Consider the following 20,208-nt stretch of genomic DNA (forward strand, 5'->3'; position numbering starts at 1 on the left):
GACCTTGGCGTGCGGGCAGCCGGACCACAAGATGTGGGAAAGTTATCCACATCGGGCGCAGGCTTTTGACAAAGCTTGGCTTTCCCGGTAGTCAATCCGCAAAGCATAGACACGGCGAGGACCAATGATGCAGATGACCGATCGCAAGGCCAAAGACCGGTCGTCCAAGGCAAAGGCACGCGCCCGCCTGCTGGCCACGGCGCTTTTCATCGGCGGTGCAACGGCTTCTGCGCCGTTCCTTAACCCCGCCTATGCGCAGGTCTTTTCCTTTTCGAACGTCGTGATCGAGGGGAATGAGCGGGTCGATGCCTCGACCATCCTGAATTATGCCGGAATCAACCGCGGTCAGGAGGTCTCGGCCGCCACGCTGAACGACGCCTATCAGCGCATCGCCAATTCGGGTCTGTTCGAGACGGTGGAACTGGTGCCGCAGGGCTCGACCCTGGTGATCCGGGTCAAGGAATACCCGATCGTCAACGTCATCAGCTTCGAAGGCAACAAGCGTCTGAAGGACGAACGCCTGGCCGAACTGGTGCAAAGCCAGTCGCGCCGGGTCTATTCGCCGATCCAGGCCGAAAGCGATGCCGCCGCGATTGCCGAGGCCTACCGCGTCTCGGGCCGTCTGGCGGCCAGCGTCACGCCGAAGATCATCCGCCGGTCGGACAACCGCGTCGACCTGGTGTTCGAGATCACCGAAGGCCGCGTGGTCGAGAACGAGCGGATTTCCTTCGTCGGCAACCGCGCCTTCAGCGACCGCCGCCTGCGCCAGATCCTGGAGACCAAGCAGGCCGGGTTCCTGCGCCAGTTCATCCAGCGCGACACCTTTATCGCCGAGCGGCTGGAGCTGGACAAGAAGGTGCTGACCGACTTCTACCAGTCGCGCGGCTATATCGATTTCCAGATCACCGACGCCAGCGCCGAAGTCAGCCGCGAACGTGACGCGACCTTCGTCACCTTCACCGTGCGCGAGGGGCTGCCCTACACCATCGGCGCCGTCACCGTCGTGTCCGAGGTCGAGGGCGTGGACGCCGCAGCCTATCAAGAGGTCGCGCGCATCCGCACTGGGCAGACCTATTCGCCGCTCTTGATCGACAACAACATCACCCGGATGGAAACCCTGGCGCTGAAGCAGGGGCTGAACTTCGTCCGGGTCGAGCCGCGCGTGACCCGCGACGATCGCAATCAGGCGGTGGACATCGAATTCGCCATCGTCCGCGGCGAGCGGGTGTTCGTCGAGCGGATCGACATCGAAGGCAATGCCACCACGCTGGACCAAGTGATCCGCCGCCAGTTCCGCACGGTCGAGGGCGATCCGCTCAACCCGCGCGAGATCCGGCAATCGGCCGAACGCATTCGCGCCCTGGGCTATTTCTCGGACGCACGGGTCGAGGCCGAGCCGGGTTCGGGCCCGGATCAGGTGGTCGTCAACGTCGACGTCGAAGAGCAGCCCACAGGCAGCCTGTCGTTCGGTCTGTCCTATTCGGTCGCCAGCGGCACCGGCTTCAACATCGGCTTCTCGGAAACCAACTTCCTGGGCCGGGGCCAGGCGCTGTCGTTGGCGCTCAGCTCGGGCACCAGCAGCCAGAACTCCAGCTTCAGCTTCACCGAACCGGCGCTTCTGGGCCGCGATCTTAGCTTCTCGGTCGGGGGCTACTACCGGACCAGCGAAAGCGATAATGCCGAGTACGACACCCGCAACATCGGGCTGACCACCGGCATCGGTTTCCCCTTGGGCGAGCAGTCGAACCTGAGCCTGACCTTGCGCCTGTCCGAGGACAAGCTGGAAGGCATCAGCGCCGACAGTTCGGCCATCCTGCAGGCCGAGGACGACGAGCCGGCGCTGCGCACCTTCTCGCTGGGGTATGAATACGAATACGACACCCGCATCACCGGTCTGAACCCCAAGGGCGGCGTGCTGCTGCGCTTTGGCCAGGATTTCGCCGGTCTTGGCGGGGACACCAAGTATATCGAGACCACGGCGCTGGCCCTGGCCGAGACCAAGGTCTGGAACGAGGAAGTCACCATCCGCGCGATCTTCGAGGGAGGGGCGATCACCTCGCTGGGCGACAACGTCACCCGCGTGACCGAACGCTATTTCGGCAACGGCAAGATCCGCGGGTTCGAACCCAACGGCATCGGTCCGCGCGACCTTAACGCGGTCAACCAGGACGCGCTTGGCGGCAACCTGTTCGCCGTCGCCCGGTTCGAGGCCGATTTCCCTCTGGGCCTGCCCGAGGAATACGGCATCTCGGGCGGCGCATTCCTGGACGTGGGCAGCGTCTGGAGCCTGGACAACACCGCAGGGACCGGCGGGCCGGTGGATGACAGCTTCAACCCGCGCGCCTCGGTCGGCCTGTCGGTGTTCTGGACCACGCCCATCGGGCCCCTGCGCTTCAACTTCAGCCATGCGCTGAAGAAGGAAGAGTATGACGAGGAACAGAACTTCGACCTGACCATCTCGACGCGGTTCTGAGGATGCTGCCGGCGCGAAAGCCCGGCATCTGCTGGCTGCGTCCGGCGCTGCTGGCCCTGATGCTGGCAGCCCCGGTCCAGGCGCAGGAAGCCGCGCCCGAGCCGCTTGCCGCCGCGCCGGTTCTGACCCTGGATCAGGAGCGTTTCTTCGTCGAATCCGCCTTCGGCCGTGCCGTCCTTGCGCGAGAGCGCGACGCTTTGCGTGTGCTGGAAGAAGAAAACAAGCGAATCGAAGCCGAACTGATCGCCGAGGAGCAGTCGCTTACCGAGCTGCGCCGGACCCTGCCGCCGGACGAGTTCACCGCCCGCGCGACTGCTTTCGACGAAAAGGTGGAACGCATCCGCGACGAGCAGGACGCCAAGGCGGCCGCGCTGACCACCGGCAGGGATGATGAACGCCAGCGCTTCCTGCAAGCTGCGATCCCGGTGCTTGGCGAACTGCTCAGCGAAAGGCAGGCGGTGGCGATCCTGGACAAGGCCATGATCATCCTGTCGCTCTCGGTCATCGACGTCACCGACGAGGCTATTGCCCGCGTCGATGCCGTGCTGCCTTCGGCCGGCACCCCCGCGCCGTAAGTTGGGAAACTTGTCACCTGCAGCGCGACTTGCTAGCTACGGGCGCAAGGCAAAGGGAAGGGCAAGACCATGGACGCCACCAGCGCAACGACCGCCGATCTGGAGCTGATCCAGCGGATCATCCCGCACCGTTATCCGTTCCTCTTGATCGACAAGGTCCGGGACATCGTGCTGAACGAAAGCTGCGTCGGCATCAAATGCGTCACGCTGAACGAGCCGCAGTTCCAGGGCCACTTCCCCGGCATGCCGATCTTCCCCGGCGTGATGATCATCGAGGCGATGGCGCAGACCTCGGGCATCCTGGTCGGCCTGTCGATGGACCTGGTGGACAAGAACGCCAAGGTGTTCTTCATGGGCGTTGATGGCGTGAAGTTCCGCCGCAAGGTCGTGCCAGGCGACGTGCTGGAGTTGCACGTCAAGGCGCTGCGCGGCGGCGGGCGGGTGTGGAAGTTCGAAGGCAAGGCTTTTGTCGAGGGCGAGCTGGCCTGCGAGGCCACCTTCATGGCCATGTTCGACGTGCCCAAGGCATGAGCATCCATCCGTCAGCAAAGGTCCATCCCTCGGCCGTGGTCGAGCCCGGTGCCGTGATCGGCGAGGGGTGCGAGGTCGGCCCCTTCTGCCTGGTCGGGCCCGAGGTCACGCTGGGCGCGCGGGTGGTGCTGAAAAGCCATGCCGTTGTCACCGGCTGGACCGAGATCGGCGATGAGACGGTCATCTTCCCCTTCGCGACCGTGGGCGAGGTTCCGCAGGACCTGAAATACCATGGCGAGCGGACGCGGCTGGTGATCGGCAAGCGTTGCCGCATCCGCGAGGCTGCGACGCTGAACACCGGAACGGAAGGCGGCGGCGGGGTCACTCGGGTCGGGGATGACGTGCTGATCATGACCGGCGCCCATGTCGGCCATGATGCCCAGATCGGCAACCGGGTGATCCTGGTGAACCATGTCGCCATCGCCGGGCATTGCGTCCTTGGCGATGACGTGATTGTCGGCGGGCTGTCCGGCGTGCACCAATGGGTGCGGATCGGTCAGGGCGCGATCATTGGCGCGGTCACCATGGTGACGAATGACGTGATCCCCTATGGCCTGGTGCAAGCCCCACGGGGCGAGTTGGACGGGTTGAACCTTGTCGGCCTGAAACGCCGGGGTGTCGATCGGTCCGAGATCACCGCGCTCCGCGCCGCCTATCAGACGCTGGCGCAAGAGGATGGCAGTTTCCAGGACCGCGCCCGCAAGTTGGCCGAGGAAAGCGACAGCGCGCTGGTGCGTGAGATTGCCGATTTCATCCTGACGAAGTCGGACCGCAGCTTTCTGACCCCCAAAGGTGGGCGGTGAGGACCGCGATCATCGCCGGGCAGGGCCGTCTACCTGCCGCGCTTGCTGCTGCCATGCCCGCGCCGCCCCTGGTCGCCGCGCTGGACGGTTTCGCGCCCGAGGGGCTGACCGTGGACCTGCGCTTCCGGGTGGAGCGTCTGGTTCCCTTCCTGCGCGCGTTGGAGCGGGACGGTGTCGGCCAGGTGATCTTTGCCGGGGCCGTTACCCGGCCGCGGCTTGATCCCGCGCTGCTGGACGAAGCCACCGCCGCGCTCCTGCCGCGCCTGATGACGGCGATGGCGCAAGGGGACGACGCGACGCTGCGGGTGGTGATCGAACTGTTCGAAGAGTTCGGCTTTTCGGTCGTCGGGGTGGAAGCGGTTGCGCCCGCCCTCTTGCCCGGGGCGGGGGTGCTGGCCGGCACGGTCACGCCGCGCGATGAGGCTGATGCAACGCGGGCGGCGGCGATTGTCGCGGCGCTTGGCGCGGTTGATGTGGGGCAGGGTGCGGTGGTGGCGCAGGGCCTGTGCCTGGGGGTCGAGGCGCTGCCGGGGACGGATGCACTTTTGGCGCAGGTGGCCGGGATTGGCGCGCTGCGGCCTGATCCCGCGCGCGGGCGGGGCCTGTTCTACAAGGCCGCGAAGGCCGGGCAGGATCGCCGGATCGACCTGCCGACGCTGGGTCCGCAAACGCTGCGCGCCGTCGCAGCGGCGGGCCTGGGCGGGGTGGCGTTCGAGGCCGGCTCGGTCATCTGCCTGGACCTGGCCGAAATGCAGGACCTGGCGCAGGAGTTGGGCCTTTTCCTTTGGGCGCGGGGATGATCCGGGGCCGGCTCATCGCTTGGCTCGCGCAACGCTCTTGGCTGGGTGCCCCGCAGCGAAGAGGGGACGCAGTCCCACGATGAGCGGTCCGGTGAAGCTCTTCCTCATCGCGGGCGAACCCTCGGGCGACCGGCTGGGCGCAGCATTGATGGCGGGGCTGCAAAGCCTGACGCCGGTCGAGTTCGCGGGGATCGGTGGGCCGCTCATGCAGGCCGAGGGGCTGGAAAGCCTGTTCCCGATGGAAGAGCTTTCGGTCATGGGCATCGCCGAGGTGCTGCCGAAGTACTTCCAACTGAAACGCCGCATCCGCGAGGCGGCCGAGGCGGCGCTGGCCAGCGGGGCCGAGGCGCTGGTGACGATCGACTCCCCCGACTTTTCGTTGCGGGTCGCGGCGATCGTGAAAGCGGCGCGCCCGGACTTTCGCACGATCCACTATGTCGCGCCCTCGGTCTGGGCCTGGCGTCCGGGGCGTGCGGCAAAGATGGCGCGGGTGATCGACCATGTGCTGGCGCTGCTGCCGTTCGAACCGCCCTATATGACCGCCGCCGGCATGACCTGCGATTTCGTGGGGCACCCGGTGGTGGCAGAACCGCTGGCGTCTCAGGCCGAGATGGCCCCCTTCGCCGTTCAGGGGCCGCTCTTGCTGGCGCTGCCGGGATCGCGCCGGGGAGAGGTCACGCGCCTTGCCCCGGTCTTTGGCGAGGTGGTGGGGCGGCTGAAGGCGCGGCATCCCGACCTGCGGGTCGCGCTTCCCACCGTGCGCGGCGTGGCTGACCTGGTGCGCGAGGTAACGGCCACCTGGCCGGTCGTGCCGCAGATCATCCAGGACCCCGGCGCCAAGCGCGGTGCCTTCGCGGCGGCGGATGTGGCACTGGCGGCCTCGGGGACGGTGTCGCTGGAGCTTGCGGCGAACGCCTGTCCTATGGTCATCGCCTATGACATGCATCCGCTGACGCTGTGGCTCATGCGCCGCGCTGCGCTGATCGACACGGTGACGCTGGTGAACCTGGTCAGCGAGACCCGCGTGGTGCCCGAATTCATCGGCCCCGACTGCCGCGCCGACCGCATCGCCCCTGCGCTGGAGGCGGTGCTGGCCGATCCCACGGCGCAGCAGGCCGCGATGGCGCTGACAATGGAACGGCTGGGGCAGGGCGGCGAGGCCCCTGGCCTCAGGGCTGCACGGTCGGTGCTGCAGGCTCTGCGGCCGGGGCTTCCCCGTTGATGATCGCCAAAACCTGCGGCATCAGCCCGGCAGAGGTGTCATTCACCAGGGCCGCCAGCCCCGGTTGCTGCGCGGCGCTTAGCTGCGGCAGCTTGGCCATGACCGACCGTCCTTCCGGCGTGGCGTAGAAGTCGCGCAGCGCCGTAATCTCGGCCAGCGTCATCAGGTCGGCCATGATCTCGGCCTGGTCGCGCATCAGATCGGTCATCGGCTGGGTGAAGGTGTCGAGGTAGAGCGTCCTGATCTGCGCGACCTGCGCCTCGGTCAGCGTCTGCCCGCCCGCCGCCACCTGTTGCAGGATCGGCTGGTACATCGTCTCGATCACCGCAGCCATGTCGAAGCCCTGCAGCGCAAAGTCGACATATTCCGCCGCGACCGCCACCCGTTCCTCGCGGGTCTCAGCCAGGGCCGGCAGGGGAAGCAGCAGCAGCGCCGCGAGAGCAAGAGGTTTCACGAGGCTTGTCCTTTCCAGATCCAGCCGCCGCCAAAGATGCGGCTGCCTTCGGGGGCGTAAAACACGCAGGCCTGCCCGGCGCTGACCCCGTCTTCGGGCGCCAGAAGTTCCACCTCGGCGGTGGTGGGGCCGGTCGGGCGGATGATCGCCTCACGCGGGGGGCGGGTGGAGCGGACCTTGACCTTCAGGTGCCACTCGGGGCGGCTGTCAAAGGGGGCATCGCCCAGCCAGTTGATCCCGCGCACCGGGATGATGCGGGTGGAAAGTGCCGCCTTCGGCCCGACGATCACGCGCCGCGTGGCGGGGTCCAGCTTGACGACATACAAGGGCTCGCCCAACCCGCCGATCCCCAGGCCCTTGCGCTGGCCGATGGTGTAATGGATCACGCCCCGGTGTTCGCCAAGAATAGTGCCGTCCAGATCCACGATCTCGCCCGGATCGGCGGCGCCAGGGCGCAGCTTCTCGATCACCGCCGCATAGTCGCCGTTCGGGACAAAGCAGATGTCCTGGCTGTCGGGCTTGTCGGCCACCGGCAGGCCATACTTCGCCGCCAGCGCCCGGGTCTCGGCCTTGGACGCGAGGTGCCCCAGCGGGAAGCGCAGGTAGCTCAGCTGTTCCGGCGTGGTCGAGAACAGGAAATAGGACTGGTCCCGCGCGGGATCGGCCGCCTGGTGCAACTCGGCCCCGTGGTCGCCGACCTTGCGCTGGATATAGTGGCCGGTCGCCATGCAATCGGCGTCAAGGTCCTTGGCGGTGGCCAGAAGATCCTTGAACTTTACCCGTTCATTGCAGCGGATGCAGGGCACCGGGGTCGCGCCCGACAGATAGGCGTCGGCGAATTCCTCGATCACCGCCTCGCGGAAGGTGTTTTCATAGTCCAGGACGTAGTGCGGAAACCCCATCGTCTCGGCCACCCGGCGCGCGTCATGGATGTCGCGGCCCGCGCAGCAGGCGCCCTTCTTGGCCAGTGCCGCGCCGTGGTCGTACAGTTGCAGCGTGACGCCGACGACATCGTACCCCTCTTCGGCCAGCATCGCGGCCACGACGCTGCTGTCGACACCGCCGGACATGGCGACGACGACCCGCGTTTCCGAGGGGGGCTTCGGGAAGCCAAGCGAGTTGAGGGCCAGGTCGCGCGGCATGGGTCAGGGTCCGATCTTGGGAATGTCAGGGAATATATGAAAATGCTCTGCACTCTCAATCCCCCGTTTCAGGAATGATTAAGCCTGTTCCGCCATCCTTCCGCTGCATGATCGAGGGATTGCCCATGTTTCTGAAGCGCGTCGATGGTCCAAGGCAGGTGACCCTGCCCGATGGCAGCATCCTGACCCGGGCGGACCTGCCGCCCGCCGATACCCGCCGCTGGGTCGCTAGCCGCAAGGCCGTGGTGGTCAAGGCGGTGGTCTACGGCCTGATTCCCCAGTCTGAGGCGCTGGAACGCTATGCGCTCTCGGAAGAAGAGTTCGCGCTGTGGCGCAGCGCGGTGGAAAAGCACGGCGACCAGGGCCTGAAAGTCACGGCCATCCAGAAATACAGACAACTTTAAATTGTTTTGCGCTCTCGCTCTGGCAAAGTAACTCTGTGTTAACCATTGCGACCCAATGTCATTAACGATGTGACTGCGGAGCGGAGTATAACGGTAAAATGCGCATCCTGCTTGTGGAAGACGACCCGACGACCTCGCGCAGCATCGAATTGATGCTGACCCATGCCAATCTGAACGTCTATTGCACCGATATGGGCGAAGACGGCGTGGATCTGGCGAAGCTTTACGATTACGACCTGATCCTTCTCGACCTGAACCTTCCGGACATGAGCGGGCATGACGTCCTGCGCCAGATCCGGCAGGCGCGGGTGGAAACGCCGATCCTGATCCTGTCCGGCTCGGATGATACGGAAAACAAGCTGAAAGGCTTTGGTTTCGGGGCGGATGACTACCTGACCAAGCCCTTCCATCGCGAAGAACTGGTCGCCCGCATCCACGCGATCATCCGCCGCTCCAAGGGGCACAGCCAGTCGGTGATCAAGACCGGGCAGATTTCGGTCAATCTGGATGCCAAGACCGTCGATGTCGGCGGAAAGACGGTGCATCTGACCGGCAAGGAATACCAGATGCTGGAGCTTCTTTCGCTGCGCAAAGGGACGACGCTGACCAAGGAGATGTTCCTTAACCATCTTTACGGCGGGATGGACGAGCCGGAATTGAAGATCATCGATGTCTTCATCTGCAAGCTGCGCAAGAAGCTGGCCGAGGCGACGGGGGGCGACAATTACATCGAGACAGTCTGGGGCCGTGGCTATGTGCTGCGCGATCCAGCGGTTGCCGCCCCACCGCGGCTGGCTGCCAGCGCCTGACTTTACCTCGTCTCCGGGCTTGCCTAGTTTGGCACGGCAGGTGCAGGGGGCGGGAATGCGCGAACAGCCGGTTGAAACGCTGACCGAGGGTGAGGCGCTCGCGGAACTCGCGCGGCTGGCCCAGGCACTCGCCGCCGCGAATCGCGCCTACCACACGCTGGACGCGCCCGAGATTTCGGACGCCGAGTATGACGCTCTGAAACAGCGCAATGCCGCGATCGAGGCGCGCTTTCCGGGTCTGAAGCGGGGCGATTCGCCCAGCGACCAGGTGGGTGGCGCGGTGGCGGAGGGCTTCGGCAAGGTCCAGCACCGGGTGCGGATGCTGTCGCTGGAGAATGCCTTCGCCGCCGAAGAGGTGGCCGATTTCGACGACCGGGTGCGCCGGTTCCTGAACAGCCCCGGTGCGCTGGCCTATACGGCCGAGCCGAAGATCGACGGGCTATCCCTCTCCTTACGCTATGAGGGCGGTATCCTGGTCCAGGCCGCGACCCGTGGCGACGGCGAAGTGGGCGAGAACGTCACCGAAAACGCCCGAACCATCGCCGACATTCCCCAACGCCTGAGCGGCGAGGTGCTCCAGGTGCTGGAGGTCCGGGGCGAGGTCTACATGTCCCACGCCGATTTCGCCGCGCTGAACGCCCGCCAGGCGGCCAGCGGCGACAAGACCTTCGCCAACCCGCGCAACGCCGCCGCCGGGTCGCTGCGCCAGCTCGACGCCCGCATCACCGCCGCCCGGCCGCTGCGCTTTTTTGCCTATTCCTGGGGCGACCACTCCGCTCCGCTGGCTGCCACCCAGTTCGATGCAATCCAGCGCCTGCATGCGCTGGGGTTCCAGACCAACCCCCTGACCGTCCTTTGCGACGGACCCGAGGCGATGCTGGCCCACTATTCGCTGATCGAGGCGCAGCGCGCGACCCTTGGTTATGACATCGACGGCGTCGTCTACAAGGTGAACGACCTTGCGCTGCAGGCCCGGCTTGGCTTCCGCTCCTCGACCCCCCGCTGGGCGCTGGCGCACAAGTTCCCGGCGCAACTCGCCTGGACCGAGCTTCTGGGCATCGACATCCAGGTTGGCCGCACTGGTGCGCTCTCGCCGGTCGCGCGGCTGAAACCGGTCACGGTCGGCGGCGTGGTGGTCAGCAATGCCACCCTCCACAACGAGGACTACATCGCCGGCCGCGACAGCCGTGGCCAGCCAATCCGCGCCGGCAAGGACATCCGCATTGGCGACTTGGTCCAGGTTTACCGGGCCGGTGACGTGATCCCCAAGGTGGCCGACGTTGACCTCTCTCGCCGCAAGGACGCCTCACAACCCTATGTTTTCCCAACCGAATGCCCGGAATGTGGCAGCCCCGCCCACCGTGAGGAGGGCGACTCTGTCCGTCGCTGCACCGGTGGCCTGATCTGCCCCGCGCAGGCCGTGGAACGCCTGAAGCATTTCGTCAGCCGTGGGGCCTTCGACATCGAAGGGCTGGGCGCCAAGCAGGTCGAGATGTTCTTCCGCGACGCCATCCTGCCGGTAAGGACCCCGGCCGAAATCTTCACCCTTGCTGCAAGAGACGCCGCCAACCCCTTGCAAAAGCTGCGCAATCGCGAAGGCTTCGGCGACGTCTCCGCCGCCAAGCTGTTCGCCGCGATCGAGGCGCGCCGCACCATCGCGCTGGACCGTCTGCTTTTCTCGCTGGGCATCCGCCACGTCGGTGAGGTCGCCGCCGGCCTTCTGGCGCGCCACTACACCACCTGGGAGGCGTTCGAGGCCGCCGTCACCAAAGCCACTCCGGGCACAGCCGAATGGGGCGAACTGACCTCGATCAACGGGGTCGGAGAGGTCATGGCGCAAAGTCTGGTTGATGCCTTCCAGAACCCGGCCGAACGCGCCGCCATCGACGCGCTGGCCGCGCAACTGTCCATCCAGCCGGTGCAGTCCCGCGGCGCGGTGGACAGCCCGGTGGCCGGCAAGACCGTCGTTTTCACCGGCACCCTGGAAAAGATGACCCGGGCCGAGGCCAAGGCCCGGGCCGAGGCGCTGGGGGCCAAGGTGGCCGGTAGCGTCAGCGCCAAGACCGACCTTCTGGTGGCCGGCCCCGGTGCCGGGTCCAAGGCGAAAGACGCCGAACGTCTGGGGGTCGAGATCATCGACGAGGACGCCTGGCTGCGGCTCATCGGCGCATGACCCGGCCCGAGGCGCTGTTCCCCCTCTTTGCCGAGTTGGAGACGCTGCCCGGCGTCGGACCCAAGGCCGCGCAGGCCCTGCGGACGTTGGGGGTGGACCGGCCAAAGGACCTGCTTTACCTGCTGCCGCATTCCGGCGTTGATCGTGCCCTGCGCCAATCGGTCCGCGATGTGACCCCGCCAGCGACCCTGACGGTCGAGGTGGAGGTCGGCCAGCATGTGCCTCCGCGCACCAAGGGGCGGCCGTATCGCGTCCATGTGCGCGACCGCCGGCTGGAGTTCCAGCTGGTGTTCTTCCACGCCCGCGCCGACTATCTGCAAAAGCTGCTGCCCACCGGCCAGCGCCGCCTGATTTCGGGCAAGGTCGAGTTTTTTGATGGCCTCGCGCAGATCGTCCATCCCGACCATGTCCTGCGCCCCGAAGAAGCCGCCGAGATCCCGGCGTACGAGCCGGTCTATCCCCTGGCCGCCGGACTGACCCAGAAGCTGGTTGCCAAGGCTGTAGCCGCCGCGCTGACCCGGCTGCCGGTGACGACCGAATGGATCGATGCGGGCCTGAAGGCGCGCGAGGGTTGGCCGGACTGGGCCGCTGCCCTTGCCACCGTGCATCAGCCCGACGGCGCCGAGGCGCTGGCCTTTACCCATCCGGCGCGCCAGCGGCTTGCCTATGACGAGCTTTTTGCCCACCAGCTGATGCTGTCCATCGCCCGCGCCTCGCTGCGCCGGTCCAAGGGTGTTGCCACCCAAGGCACAGGAGCTTTGCGCGACAAGGTATTGGAAAGCCTGCCTTATCGCCCCACGGGTGCCCAGATCCGGGCAGTGGCCGAGATCACGGCCGACATGGCCGCGCCCTTGCGGATGAACCGGCTTTTGCAGGGCGATGTCGGGGCCGGCAAGACGCTGGTGGCCTTCCTGGCGCTTCTGACTGCGGTCGAGGCTGGCGGTCAGGGCGTGATGATGGCGCCGACGGAAATCCTGGCCCGCCAGCATTTCGAGGGCCTCGCCCCCCTGTCCCGCGCCGCTGGGGTGCGTCTGGAACTGCTGACCGGCCGCGACCGGGGCGCCGACCGGGCGATGAAGCTGGAGGACCTCGCCGCCGGCCGCATCCCGATCCTGGTCGGGACTCATGCGGTGTTCCAGAAAGACGTCGAATTCAAGGACTTGCGGCTTGCCGTGGTGGACGAACAGCACCGTTTCGGCGTGGCGCAGCGGATGGAACTGGGCGCCAAGGGCGCGGCGGTGGATGTGCTGGTGATGACCGCGACGCCGATCCCGCGCAGTCTGGCCCTGGCGACGCATGGCGACATGGATGTCTCGGTCCTGGACGAAAAGCCCGCCGGCCGCAAACCGATCCGCACCGCGCTGGTCTCGTCCGAGCGGCTGGACGAGGTGGTCGAGCATCTGCGCAAGGCGGTGGATGAGGGGCGGCAGGCCTATTGGGTCTGCCCCCTGGTCGAGGAATCCGAAGTGGTCGACTATGCCAGCGCCGAGGAACGCTTTCGCGTCCTGCGCGCCGCCCTTGGCGAAAGGGTCGGGCTAGTGCATGGCCAGATGCCCCCCGCCGAGAAGGATGCCGCGATGGCGCGCTTCGTCGCCGGCCAGACCTCAGTCCTTGTTGCGACCACGGTCATCGAGGTGGGCGTGAACGTGCCCAACGCGACGATCATGGTGATCGAGCAGGCCGAGACCTTTGGCCTGGCGCAGCTGCACCAGCTGCGGGGGCGCGTGGGCCGGGGCGAGGCGGCCTCGACCTGCCTTCTGGTCTACCAACCGCCGCTGAACGAGACCGGCCGCCGTCGGCTTTCCACGATCCGCGACACCGAGGACGGATTCCGCATCGCCGAAGAGGACCTGGCCATGCGCGGGGCGGGCGATCTGATCGGCACGGCGCAGTCCGGCCTGCCACGGTTCCGCGTCGCGGATCTGGAGCGGCAGGGCAGCCTGATGGCGCTGGCCCAGTCGGACGCGCGCAAGCTCTTGCACGACGACCCCGGCCTTGCCGGCCCGCGCGGTCAGGCGGCGCGGGTGCTGTTGTGGCTGATGGACCAGGATCGCGCGCTGCGGATGATCTCGGTCGGGTAGGGCCGTCGCAGGGAGTTTTGCCTTCGTTCTCAAATGTTCTTAAAAAGTTCTTTACAGGGTTAACGATCTATGAGAACAATTCAGCAACACATCATGGAGGACGCGATGAAAGACGCCATGAATACCCTGCTGACACATTCTCCGAAAGGCGCTGTCGAGGATCTGGTCGGCCTTGCCGCGCTGTTTGTGATCGTTTTCGCCGTGCTCTCGTTGCCCGGCCTCGCCTGACGTTTTCTGCCCCGCGCTCTGTCCCCCAAGGGTGACGGTCCGCCTTGCCTGGCCCACCGTCCGCCGTTTCCAGACGCGCTACTGCCGCCGCCATCCCTTCGGATGTGCGGCGGTTTTTTCATGCGGCGGCCAGGGCAAGCTCCGTCGCCTCGCAGGCGGCGTCCAGGGCCAGTAGGATCGAGGCGTGGCGGTTCTTGTAATCGCGGGCGGGGAGAAGAACCTCGTAGCCATCGAAGGGTGCGGCCGGGACCGGGCCTGCCTCCTTCAACATGGCCCGCAGGGCGTCGCGGGCTGCGACAAGCTCGCCAAGGGTGCGACCGACCGCGACCCCGCCCAGCACCGCAGCCGAGGCCTGGCCGAGGGCGCAGGCCTTCACGTCCTGGGCGAAGTCGGCGATGCGGCCGTCCTTCACCACCACATCCACCGTCACCGTCGAGCCGCAGAGAGGCGAGCGTTTCCGGGCCGTCCCTTGCGGCGCGGCCAGCCGGCCGTGGTGCGGGATATCGGCGGCCAGCGCGAGGATGCGGGCGGAGTAAAGCTTGATGAGGTCGCTGTCGCTCACGTGGAATGATCGCCTTCGCTCATGGTATGTCCCCTCTGAGGGCTGTATGTAGCCCCGCGTTGACCGCCTGCCAAGGAGAGAGCCATGCCCTTTGATCCGGCCACACTGAAGTATGATGCGGCGGGGCTGGTCCCTTGTGTCGCGCAGGATGCGGGGTCGGGCGAGGTGCTGATGGTCGCCTGGATGAACGCCGCCTCGGTCGCGGCGACGCTGGAGACGGGGAAGGTCACCTATTGGTCGCGCTCACGGGGGGCGTTCTGGGTGAAGGGGGAGTCCTCGGGTCACCATCAGCGGCTGGTGGAGCTGCGGGTGGACTGTGATCGGGACTGCTTGCTGGCCCTGGTCAGCCAGGAGGGGCCGGCCTGCCACACCAACCGGCGGTCCTGCTTCTATACGGCGGTCCGGGACGGGGAAGAGGTCGAGATCATGGTTCCTGTCCACGGTGGACAAAACTGAAGAATCCAACAAACACAAAAACTTGCCCGTGGGCGTTAGGGATTTGGTAACCCGACCATCCGGCGGATGTCGGCTGGGGTCGCGCCCTCGGCCCGGTACTTCTGGATCGCCCGCGCATCGTCGCGCTTCGCCAGCCGCTTCCCGGCCGCGTCGCGGATCAGCCGGTGGTGGTGATAGATCGGCGTCGGCAGGTTGAAGAGGCGCTGCAGGATCACCTGCACCGGGGTAAAGTCGAACAGATCCTCGCCCCGGATCACATGAGTCACGCCCTGGTCGGCATCGTCAAAGGCCGAGGCGAGGAAATAGGCCACGATCTCCTCGCCCTTGCGCGACAGGACCACATCGCCAATCCGGGCCTGTGCCTCAACCGCGTCGATGCGGTGCAGGCCGGGGTGGGCCGGGCCGGTTTCGGTGAAGCTGAGGTCTTCCGTCCCAAGCAACGTCAACGCGGCGGCAAGGTCCAGGCGCAGGGCATCGCCGGGCAGGCGCGAGGTCATCGGGCGGCCGCGACAGGTGCCGGGATAGACGTTGAAGGCCACGCCCTCTTGCGGGGCGGCAAGCGCGGCGCGGATGTCCGAGCGGGTGCAAGAGCAGGGGTAGAGAAGGCCTTTGTCTTCAAGGGTTTCAAGGCGGGTGTTGTAGCTGGAGATGTGCGGCGCCTGGCGATGGATCGGGCCGTCCCAGGTCAGGCCAAGCCAGCGCAGGTCGTCCTGGATCAGCGCGTCATACTCGGGCCTGCAGCGGTCGAGGTCGGTATCTTCCATCCGCAAGAGGAACCTGCCGCCGGCGGCGCGGGCCATGTCGTGGGCCAGGATGGCGGAATAGGCGTGGCCCAGGTGCAGGGGGCCAGTCGGACTGGGGGCGAAGCGGGTTACGAACATGGTGGCCCGTCCCAGGCCTGACCCCGGACCGTCCGGGCTGCATGAGGCGCGGGGGCCGGGGCGGGGGCGGGGTTTCTTACGCGGCGAGCCATGCTTGGAACGCCTCTTTCGCGCGGTCCGTATAGGCCTTGTAGCGGACGGCACGGCCCTTGCGGCCGCCCCTGGCGTCAATGGGGGGGAAGAGGCCGAAGTTCACGTTCATCGGCTGGAAGGTCTTGGCCTCGGCCCCGCCGGTGATGTGGGTGACAAGCGCGCCCATGGCGGTTTCGGGTGGCGGGGGCGGCAGGGTTTCGCCCTTGATTTCGGCGGCGGCCATCCGGCCCGCGAGCAGGCCCATCGCGGCGCTTTCGACATAGCCTTCGACGCCGGTGATCTGGCCGGCAAAGCGGATATGCGGGTGGCTTTTCAGCCGCATCTGGCTGTCCAGAAGCGTGGGCGAGTTGATGAAAGTGTTGCGGTGGATGCCGCCAAGGCGGGCAAAGCTGGCGTCCTGCAAGCCGGGAATCATTTTCAGGACAGAGGTTTGCGCGCCGTACTTCATCTTGGTCTGGAAACCGACGATATTGTAGAGCGTGCCCAGCTTGTTGTCGCGGCGCAGTTGCACCACGGCATAGGGCTTCTGGTCCGGCTTGTGTGCGTTCGTCAGGCCGACGGGCTTCATCGGCCCGTGGCGGAGGGTCTCGCGGCCGCGTTCGGCCATGACTTCGATCGGCAGGCAGCCGTCGAAGTAGCCGGCGGTCTCGCCCTCGTGAAACTGGGTCTTTTCCGCTGCGAGAAGGGCGTCGATGAAGGCCTCATACTCGTCACGGGTCATCGGGCAGTTGATATAGGCGCGTTGTTCTTCCTCGGTCTCGCCCTTGTCGTAGCGGCTTTGCATCCAGGCGGTGTCCATGTCGATGCTGTCGGCATAGACGATGGGGGCGATGGCATCGAAGAAGGCCAGCGCCTCGGCCCCGGTGGCGGACTTGATCGACTGCGCCAGCGCCGGGCTGGTCAAGGGGCCGGTGGCGATGATCCAGTGGCCGGATGAAGGAAGCTCGGTAACCTCTTCATAGGACGTGGAAATCAGCGGGTGCGATTTCAGCTTTGCCGTCACCGATTGCGCAAAGGGGTCGCGGTCGACGGCAAGGGCGCCACCGGCGGGCAGGCGGTGTTTCTCGGCCATCTCCATCACCAGGCCGCCGGCGGTGCGCATTTCCCAGTGCAGCAGGCCTACGGCGTTCTGTTCGTGGTCGTCCGAGCGGAAGGAGTTCGAGCAGACCATCTCGGCGAAATCGCCGGTACGGTGAGCGAAGGTGGCGACCTTGGGCCGCATCTCGTGCAGCACGACGGGGATGCCGGCGTTCGCGGCGGCCCAGGCGGCCTCGGTTCCGGCCATGCCGCCGCCGATGATGTGAAGTGTGTCCATGGGGGAGGATGTAGCTTTGTGCGGCTGGTGGCGCAAGGAGGGGCGCTGCCCCTCGCGCTGCGCGCTCACCCCGGGATATTTGGGGACAGAAAATTGGCGTCGCGGTGGGCTTTCGTGAAGGCGGTGGGGTCGTCCGTGCGGTGGCCCAAGGCGGCGGCTTTCAGGAAGAAACCGGGCGCGGGGAGGTGGTCGGACGAGAGGCGCTGGCGGAGAAGGGCGGCGCGGAAGGGTTTGCCGGTGGCGGCGTCCACCTCCATCAGGGATTCCAGCTGGGCGGTAAGGTCGGCCATGCGGAGGCCAAGGTCCTTGGCAAGCTGGCCGTAGGTGGCGGTCTGGCCCGCAGCCGCCAGGGCTGCGAGCCGTTGTTCCAGCGGGGTCACTCGGCCTCTGCGCCCTGGTCGGCGACGCGGGCGACGGAGACGACCTCCTCATCCCCGGCGACGGCGAAGACCTTGACGCCCCCGGCGCTGCGCGAGCGGAAGCTGACCTGGTCAACGGGCACGCGGATCGACTGGCCGGTCGAGGTGGCAAGCATGATCTGATCCGAGCTTTCGACCGGGAACGAGGCGATGATCCGGCCGCCCCTTGGACCCGGGCTGATGGCCTTGACGCCCATGCCGCCGCGGCCGCGGACCGGGTAGTCGTGGGAGGAGGAAAGCTTGCCCGAGCCGCCTTTGGTCACGGTAAGGATCAGATCCTCGGCCGCGGACATTTCGGCATAGCGGTCGGGGGAAAGCTGGCCGGCGGGGACGTGTTCTTCCTCGTCGTCGGTGTCGTCCTCGGTGATGCCGGCCATCAGGCGGCGCTGCTTGAGGTAGGCCTCGCGCTCTTCGGGGGTGGCCTCGAAGTGTCGGATGATCGACATGGAGACGACGTGGTCGCCGTCGGCCAGGCGGATGCCGCGGACGCCGGTGGAGCCGCGGGACTTGAAGACGCGGATCTCGGTGGTGGAGAAGCGGATGGCGCGGCCGGCTTCGGTGACCAGCATGATGTCGTCGTTCTCATCCGCGATGGCGGCGTTCACCAGGGTCACGCCCTCGGGCAGGTTCATCGCGATCTTGCCGTTGCGCTTGACGTTGGTGAAGTCGGAGAGGTCGTTCTGGCGAACGTCGCCGTCCGAGGTCGCAAAGACGATCTGCAGGTTGCCCCAATCCTCTTCGGCAACGTCCACGGGCATCAGGGCGGCGATGGAGATGCCGGTCTCGATCGGCAGGATGTTGACCAGGGCCTTGCCCTTGGCGGTGCGGCCCGCCAGCGGAAGGCGCCAGGTCTTCAGCTTGTAGACCATGCCGTCGGTTGTGAAGAACAGCAGCCAAGTATGCGTATTTGCGACGAAAAGTGTCGTCACGACGTCGTCGTCCTTGGTCTGCATCGAGGCCAGACCCTTGCCGCCCCGGTTCTGGCTGCGGAACTCGGCCAGGGGGGTGCGCTTGATGTAGCCGCCGGAGGTGATGGTCACGACCATATCCTCGCGCTCGATCAGGTCCTCGTCTTCCATGTCGCCGGACCAGTCGGTGATCTCGGTGCGGCGGGGGACGGCGAAGAGGGCTTTGACCTCGCGCAACTCGTCCGAGATGATCGCCATGATCCGGTCGCGGCTGCCAAGAATGTCAAGGAAGTCCTTGATCTTCTTTGCCAATTCCTCCAGCTCGTCCGTCACTTCCTTGACGCCCATCGCGGTCAGGCGTTGCAGGCGCAGGTCCAGGATCGCGCGGGCCTGCGCTTCGGAGAGGTTGTAGGTCCCGTCCTCGTTGATGGGATGCGAGGGGTCGTCGATCAGGCGGATGTAGGGCGCGATGTCGTGGGCGGGCCAGCGGCGGGTCATCAGGCGGTCGCGTGCTTCCGCCGGGTCGGCGGAGGAGCGGATGGTGGCCACCACCTCGTCCACGTTCGATACGGCGACGGCGAGGCCGCAAAGGATGTGGCTGCGTTCGCGCGCCTTGCGCAGTTCATAGGCGGTACGGCGGGCAACAACTTCCTCGCGGAAGGTGATGAAATAGCTAAGGAAATCGCGTAGCGTCAGCTGCTCGGGCCGGCCGCCGTTCAGGGCCAGCATGTTGCAGCCGAAGCTGACCTGCATGGTCGAGAAGCGGAACAGCTGGTTCAGCACCACATCGGGCGTCGCGTCGCGCTTGAGTTCGATCACCACGCGCACGCCGATCCGGTCGCTTTCGTCCGCAATCCCGGCGATGCCTTCGATGCGTTTCTCGCGCACCAGCTCGGCGATCTTTTCGATCATCGTGGCCTTGTTGACCTGATAGGGGATCTCGTCGATGACGATGCCCCAGCGGTCCTTGCGCAGCTCTTCAATGTGGGTCTTGGCGCGGATGATGACGCTGCCGCGCCCTTCGAGATAGGCTTTCCGTGCGCCCGAACGGCCAAGGATCTGACCGCCGGTCGGGAAGTCGGGGGCGGGGATGATCTCCATCAGCGCTTCCATGGAGATATCGGGATTCTCGATCAGCGCCAGCGTGCCGTCGATCACCTCGCCCAGGTTGTGCGGCGGGATGTTGGTGGCCATGCCGACCGCGATGCCGCCGGCCCCGTTGACCAGCATGTTGGGGAAGCGGGCGGGAAGGACGGTCGGCTCCTTGTCCTTGCCATCGTAGTTGTCCTGGAAATCGACGGTTTCCTTGTCGATGTCGGACAAGAGGAAGGCCGCGGGCTTGTCCATCCGCACTTCGGTATAGCGCATGGCCGCGGCGTTATCGCCGTCCATCGAGCCGAAGTTGCCCTGACCGTCGAGGAGTGGCAGCGACATCGAAAACGGCTGCGCCATCCGCACCAGCGCGTCATAGATCGCACTATCGCCGTGCGGGTGATATTTCCCCATCGTGTCACCGACCGGGCGGGCCGATTTGCGATAGGCCTTGTCATGGGTGTTGCCGGATTCATGCATCGCAAAAAGGATGCGGCGGTGGACGGGCTTCAATCCGTCCCGCAGGTCGGGAATCGCACGACTGACGATCACGCTCATCGCGTAATCAAGATAGGCGGTCTTCATCTCGGCGCTGATGTCGACCTGCGGGCCGTGCCAGCTGGAACGCTCCGGGTTTTCTTCTTTCTTATCAGTATCTTCCGGGATATCGGCCATGAGGGCGCGCGCCTTCCGTGCGGGATCAAGATGTAGCAGGCAAAAGGATACACCATCCCAGCTATGGGGTGCAATGCCGGCTGTGCCTAGGATTGGCAGCCATCAAGATCGA

19 protein-coding genes are annotated in these 20,208 nt (G+C 66.2%); 12 read left to right on the forward strand and 7 right to left on the reverse strand.

The window, feature by feature from the left end; translation table 11 throughout:
• The first annotated feature begins 133 nt into the window (after window positions 1-133).
• The 6 genes from bamA (at window position 134) to lpxB (ending at window position 6,404) form a co-directional block, all read left to right on the forward strand.
• A complete protein-coding gene (bamA, locus tag CXR42_RS02285; protein ID WP_103256982.1) occupies window positions 134-2,473 on the forward strand; it encodes an outer membrane protein assembly factor BamA in 2,340 nt (779 codons plus the stop codon).
• Between the two features lie 2 nt (window positions 2,474-2,475).
• Window positions 2,476-3,048, forward strand: coding sequence for an OmpH/Skp family outer membrane protein (locus CXR42_RS02290; RefSeq protein WP_103255887.1), 573 nt, complete (start codon window positions 2,476-2,478; stop codon window positions 3,046-3,048).
• A 69-nt stretch (window positions 3,049-3,117) separates the two neighbouring features.
• Window positions 3,118-3,579: a 3-hydroxyacyl-ACP dehydratase FabZ gene (gene fabZ / locus CXR42_RS02295; RefSeq protein WP_103255888.1), complete on the forward strand. Its 462-nt coding sequence runs from the start codon at window positions 3,118-3,120 to the stop codon at window positions 3,577-3,579.
• Complete coding sequence (lpxA, locus tag CXR42_RS02300) at window positions 3,576-4,382, forward strand: acyl-ACP--UDP-N-acetylglucosamine O-acyltransferase (protein WP_103255889.1); 807 nt, start codon at window positions 3,576-3,578, stop codon at window positions 4,380-4,382. The genes fabZ and lpxA overlap by 4 nt, the downstream gene beginning before the upstream one ends.
• A complete protein-coding gene (locus CXR42_RS02305) occupies window positions 4,379-5,182 on the forward strand; it encodes an LpxI family protein (protein ID WP_281256694.1) in 804 nt (267 codons plus the stop codon). The genes lpxA and CXR42_RS02305 overlap by 4 nt, the downstream gene beginning before the upstream one ends.
• 91 nt (window positions 5,183-5,273) lie before the next feature.
• A complete protein-coding gene (lpxB, locus tag CXR42_RS02310) occupies window positions 5,274-6,404 on the forward strand; it encodes a lipid-A-disaccharide synthase (protein WP_103256983.1) in 1,131 nt (376 codons plus the stop codon).
• Here lpxB and CXR42_RS02315 read toward each other — a convergent pair.
• Window positions 6,352-6,858: a DUF2059 domain-containing protein gene (locus CXR42_RS02315; protein WP_103255891.1), complete on the reverse strand. Its 507-nt coding sequence runs from the start codon at window positions 6,856-6,858 to the stop codon at window positions 6,352-6,354. The genes lpxB and CXR42_RS02315 overlap by 53 nt on opposite strands.
• On the reverse strand, window positions 6,855-8,000 hold the full coding sequence (mnmA, locus tag CXR42_RS02320; protein WP_103255892.1) for a tRNA 2-thiouridine(34) synthase MnmA: 1,146 nt from the start codon (window positions 7,998-8,000) through the stop codon (window positions 6,855-6,857). Before mnmA ends, CXR42_RS02315 begins: the two co-directional genes overlap by 4 nt.
• Window positions 8,001-8,125: 125 nt before the next feature.
• Here mnmA and sciP point away from each other — a divergent pair, with 125 nt between their 5' ends.
• The 5 genes from sciP to CXR42_RS19845 all read left to right on the forward strand — a co-directional run bounded on the left by sciP (window position 8,126) and on the right by CXR42_RS19845 (window position 13,695).
• Window positions 8,126-8,404, forward strand: a complete 279-nt coding sequence (gene sciP, locus CXR42_RS02325; protein ID WP_103255893.1) for a CtrA inhibitor SciP — start codon at window positions 8,126-8,128, stop codon at window positions 8,402-8,404.
• A gap of 98 nt (window positions 8,405-8,502) precedes the next feature.
• Complete coding sequence (ctrA, locus tag CXR42_RS02330; protein ID WP_103255894.1) at window positions 8,503-9,213, forward strand: response regulator transcription factor CtrA; 711 nt, start codon at window positions 8,503-8,505, stop codon at window positions 9,211-9,213.
• A gap of 55 nt (window positions 9,214-9,268) precedes the next feature.
• Window positions 9,269-11,386, forward strand: coding sequence for an NAD-dependent DNA ligase LigA (gene ligA, locus CXR42_RS02335; protein WP_103255895.1), 2,118 nt, complete (start codon window positions 9,269-9,271; stop codon window positions 11,384-11,386).
• Window positions 11,383-13,467 carry an ATP-dependent DNA helicase RecG gene (gene recG / locus CXR42_RS02340; RefSeq protein WP_103255896.1) on the forward strand — a complete coding sequence of 695 codons (2,085 nt, stop codon included), beginning with the start codon at window positions 11,383-11,385 and terminating at the stop codon, window positions 13,465-13,467. The genes ligA and recG overlap by 4 nt, the downstream gene beginning before the upstream one ends.
• A 105-nt stretch (window positions 13,468-13,572) precedes the next feature.
• On the forward strand, window positions 13,573-13,695 hold the full coding sequence (locus tag CXR42_RS19845) for a hypothetical protein (RefSeq protein WP_281256695.1): 123 nt from the start codon (window positions 13,573-13,575) through the stop codon (window positions 13,693-13,695).
• A 118-nt stretch (window positions 13,696-13,813) separates the two neighbouring features.
• On the opposite strand, the gene CXR42_RS02345 is transcribed toward CXR42_RS19845, so the two are convergent.
• A complete protein-coding gene (locus tag CXR42_RS02345) occupies window positions 13,814-14,257 on the reverse strand; it encodes an iron-sulfur cluster assembly scaffold protein (RefSeq protein ID WP_103255897.1) in 444 nt (147 codons plus the stop codon).
• 84 nt (window positions 14,258-14,341) lie between these two features.
• Here CXR42_RS02345 and hisI point away from each other — a divergent pair, with 84 nt between their 5' ends.
• Window positions 14,342-14,713: a phosphoribosyl-AMP cyclohydrolase gene (gene hisI, locus CXR42_RS02350; protein ID WP_103255898.1), complete on the forward strand. Its 372-nt coding sequence runs from the start codon at window positions 14,342-14,344 to the stop codon at window positions 14,711-14,713.
• A gap of 35 nt (window positions 14,714-14,748) precedes the next feature.
• On the opposite strand, the gene gluQRS is transcribed toward hisI, so the two are convergent.
• From gluQRS to gyrA, 4 genes are all read right to left on the reverse strand, one after another.
• Window positions 14,749-15,594, reverse strand: coding sequence for a tRNA glutamyl-Q(34) synthetase GluQRS (gene gluQRS / locus CXR42_RS02355; protein WP_103255899.1), 846 nt, complete (start codon window positions 15,592-15,594; stop codon window positions 14,749-14,751).
• A gap of 76 nt (window positions 15,595-15,670) precedes the next feature.
• Window positions 15,671-17,002: a methylenetetrahydrofolate--tRNA-(uracil(54)-C(5))-methyltransferase (FADH(2)-oxidizing) TrmFO gene (trmFO, locus tag CXR42_RS02360; RefSeq protein WP_103255900.1), complete on the reverse strand. Its 1,332-nt coding sequence runs from the start codon at window positions 17,000-17,002 to the stop codon at window positions 15,671-15,673.
• 65 nt (window positions 17,003-17,067) lie between these two features.
• Window positions 17,068-17,382 (reverse strand): MGMT family protein, encoded by a 315-nt coding sequence (locus CXR42_RS02365; RefSeq protein ID WP_103255901.1) that lies wholly within the window; start codon window positions 17,380-17,382, stop codon window positions 17,068-17,070.
• Window positions 17,379-20,096: a DNA gyrase subunit A gene (gyrA, locus tag CXR42_RS02370; protein WP_103255902.1), complete on the reverse strand. Its 2,718-nt coding sequence runs from the start codon at window positions 20,094-20,096 to the stop codon at window positions 17,379-17,381. Before gyrA ends, CXR42_RS02365 begins: the two co-directional genes overlap by 4 nt.
• Window positions 20,097-20,208: the final 112 nt, after the last annotated feature.

Origin of the sequence: Tabrizicola aquatica (genome assembly GCF_002900975.1) — a bacterium.
Taxonomy (GTDB): Bacteria; Pseudomonadota; Alphaproteobacteria; order Rhodobacterales; family Rhodobacteraceae; genus Tabrizicola; species Tabrizicola aquatica.

Excerpts from the sequence above, each read along its gene's own strand:
- bamA (WP_103256982.1), top strand. The coding sequence starts at position 134 with ATGACCGATCGCAAGGCCAAAGACCGGTCGTCCAAGGCAAAGGCACGC.
- CXR42_RS02290 (WP_103255887.1), top strand. The coding sequence starts at position 2,476 with ATGCTGCCGGCGCGAAAGCCCGGCATCTGCTGGCTGCGTCCGGCGCTG.
- fabZ (WP_103255888.1), top strand. The coding sequence starts at position 3,118 with ATGGACGCCACCAGCGCAACGACCGCCGATCTGGAGCTGATCCAGCGG.
- lpxA (WP_103255889.1), top strand. The coding sequence starts at position 3,576 with ATGAGCATCCATCCGTCAGCAAAGGTCCATCCCTCGGCCGTGGTCGAG.
- mnmA (WP_103255892.1), bottom strand. The coding sequence starts at position 8,000 with ATGCCGCGCGACCTGGCCCTCAACTCGCTTGGCTTCCCGAAGCCCCCC.
- sciP (WP_103255893.1), top strand. The coding sequence starts at position 8,126 with ATGTTTCTGAAGCGCGTCGATGGTCCAAGGCAGGTGACCCTGCCCGAT.
- ctrA (WP_103255894.1), top strand. The coding sequence starts at position 8,503 with ATGCGCATCCTGCTTGTGGAAGACGACCCGACGACCTCGCGCAGCATC.
- ligA (WP_103255895.1), top strand. The coding sequence starts at position 9,269 with ATGCGCGAACAGCCGGTTGAAACGCTGACCGAGGGTGAGGCGCTCGCG.
- recG (WP_103255896.1), top strand. The coding sequence starts at position 11,383 with ATGACCCGGCCCGAGGCGCTGTTCCCCCTCTTTGCCGAGTTGGAGACG.
- CXR42_RS19845 (WP_281256695.1), top strand. The coding sequence starts at position 13,573 with ATGAAAGACGCCATGAATACCCTGCTGACACATTCTCCGAAAGGCGCT.
- hisI (WP_103255898.1), top strand. The coding sequence starts at position 14,342 with ATGCCCTTTGATCCGGCCACACTGAAGTATGATGCGGCGGGGCTGGTC.
- gluQRS (WP_103255899.1), bottom strand. The coding sequence starts at position 15,594 with ATGTTCGTAACCCGCTTCGCCCCCAGTCCGACTGGCCCCCTGCACCTG.
- trmFO (WP_103255900.1), bottom strand. The coding sequence starts at position 17,002 with ATGGACACACTTCACATCATCGGCGGCGGCATGGCCGGAACCGAGGCC.
- gyrA (WP_103255902.1), bottom strand. The coding sequence starts at position 20,096 with ATGGCCGATATCCCGGAAGATACTGATAAGAAAGAAGAAAACCCGGAG.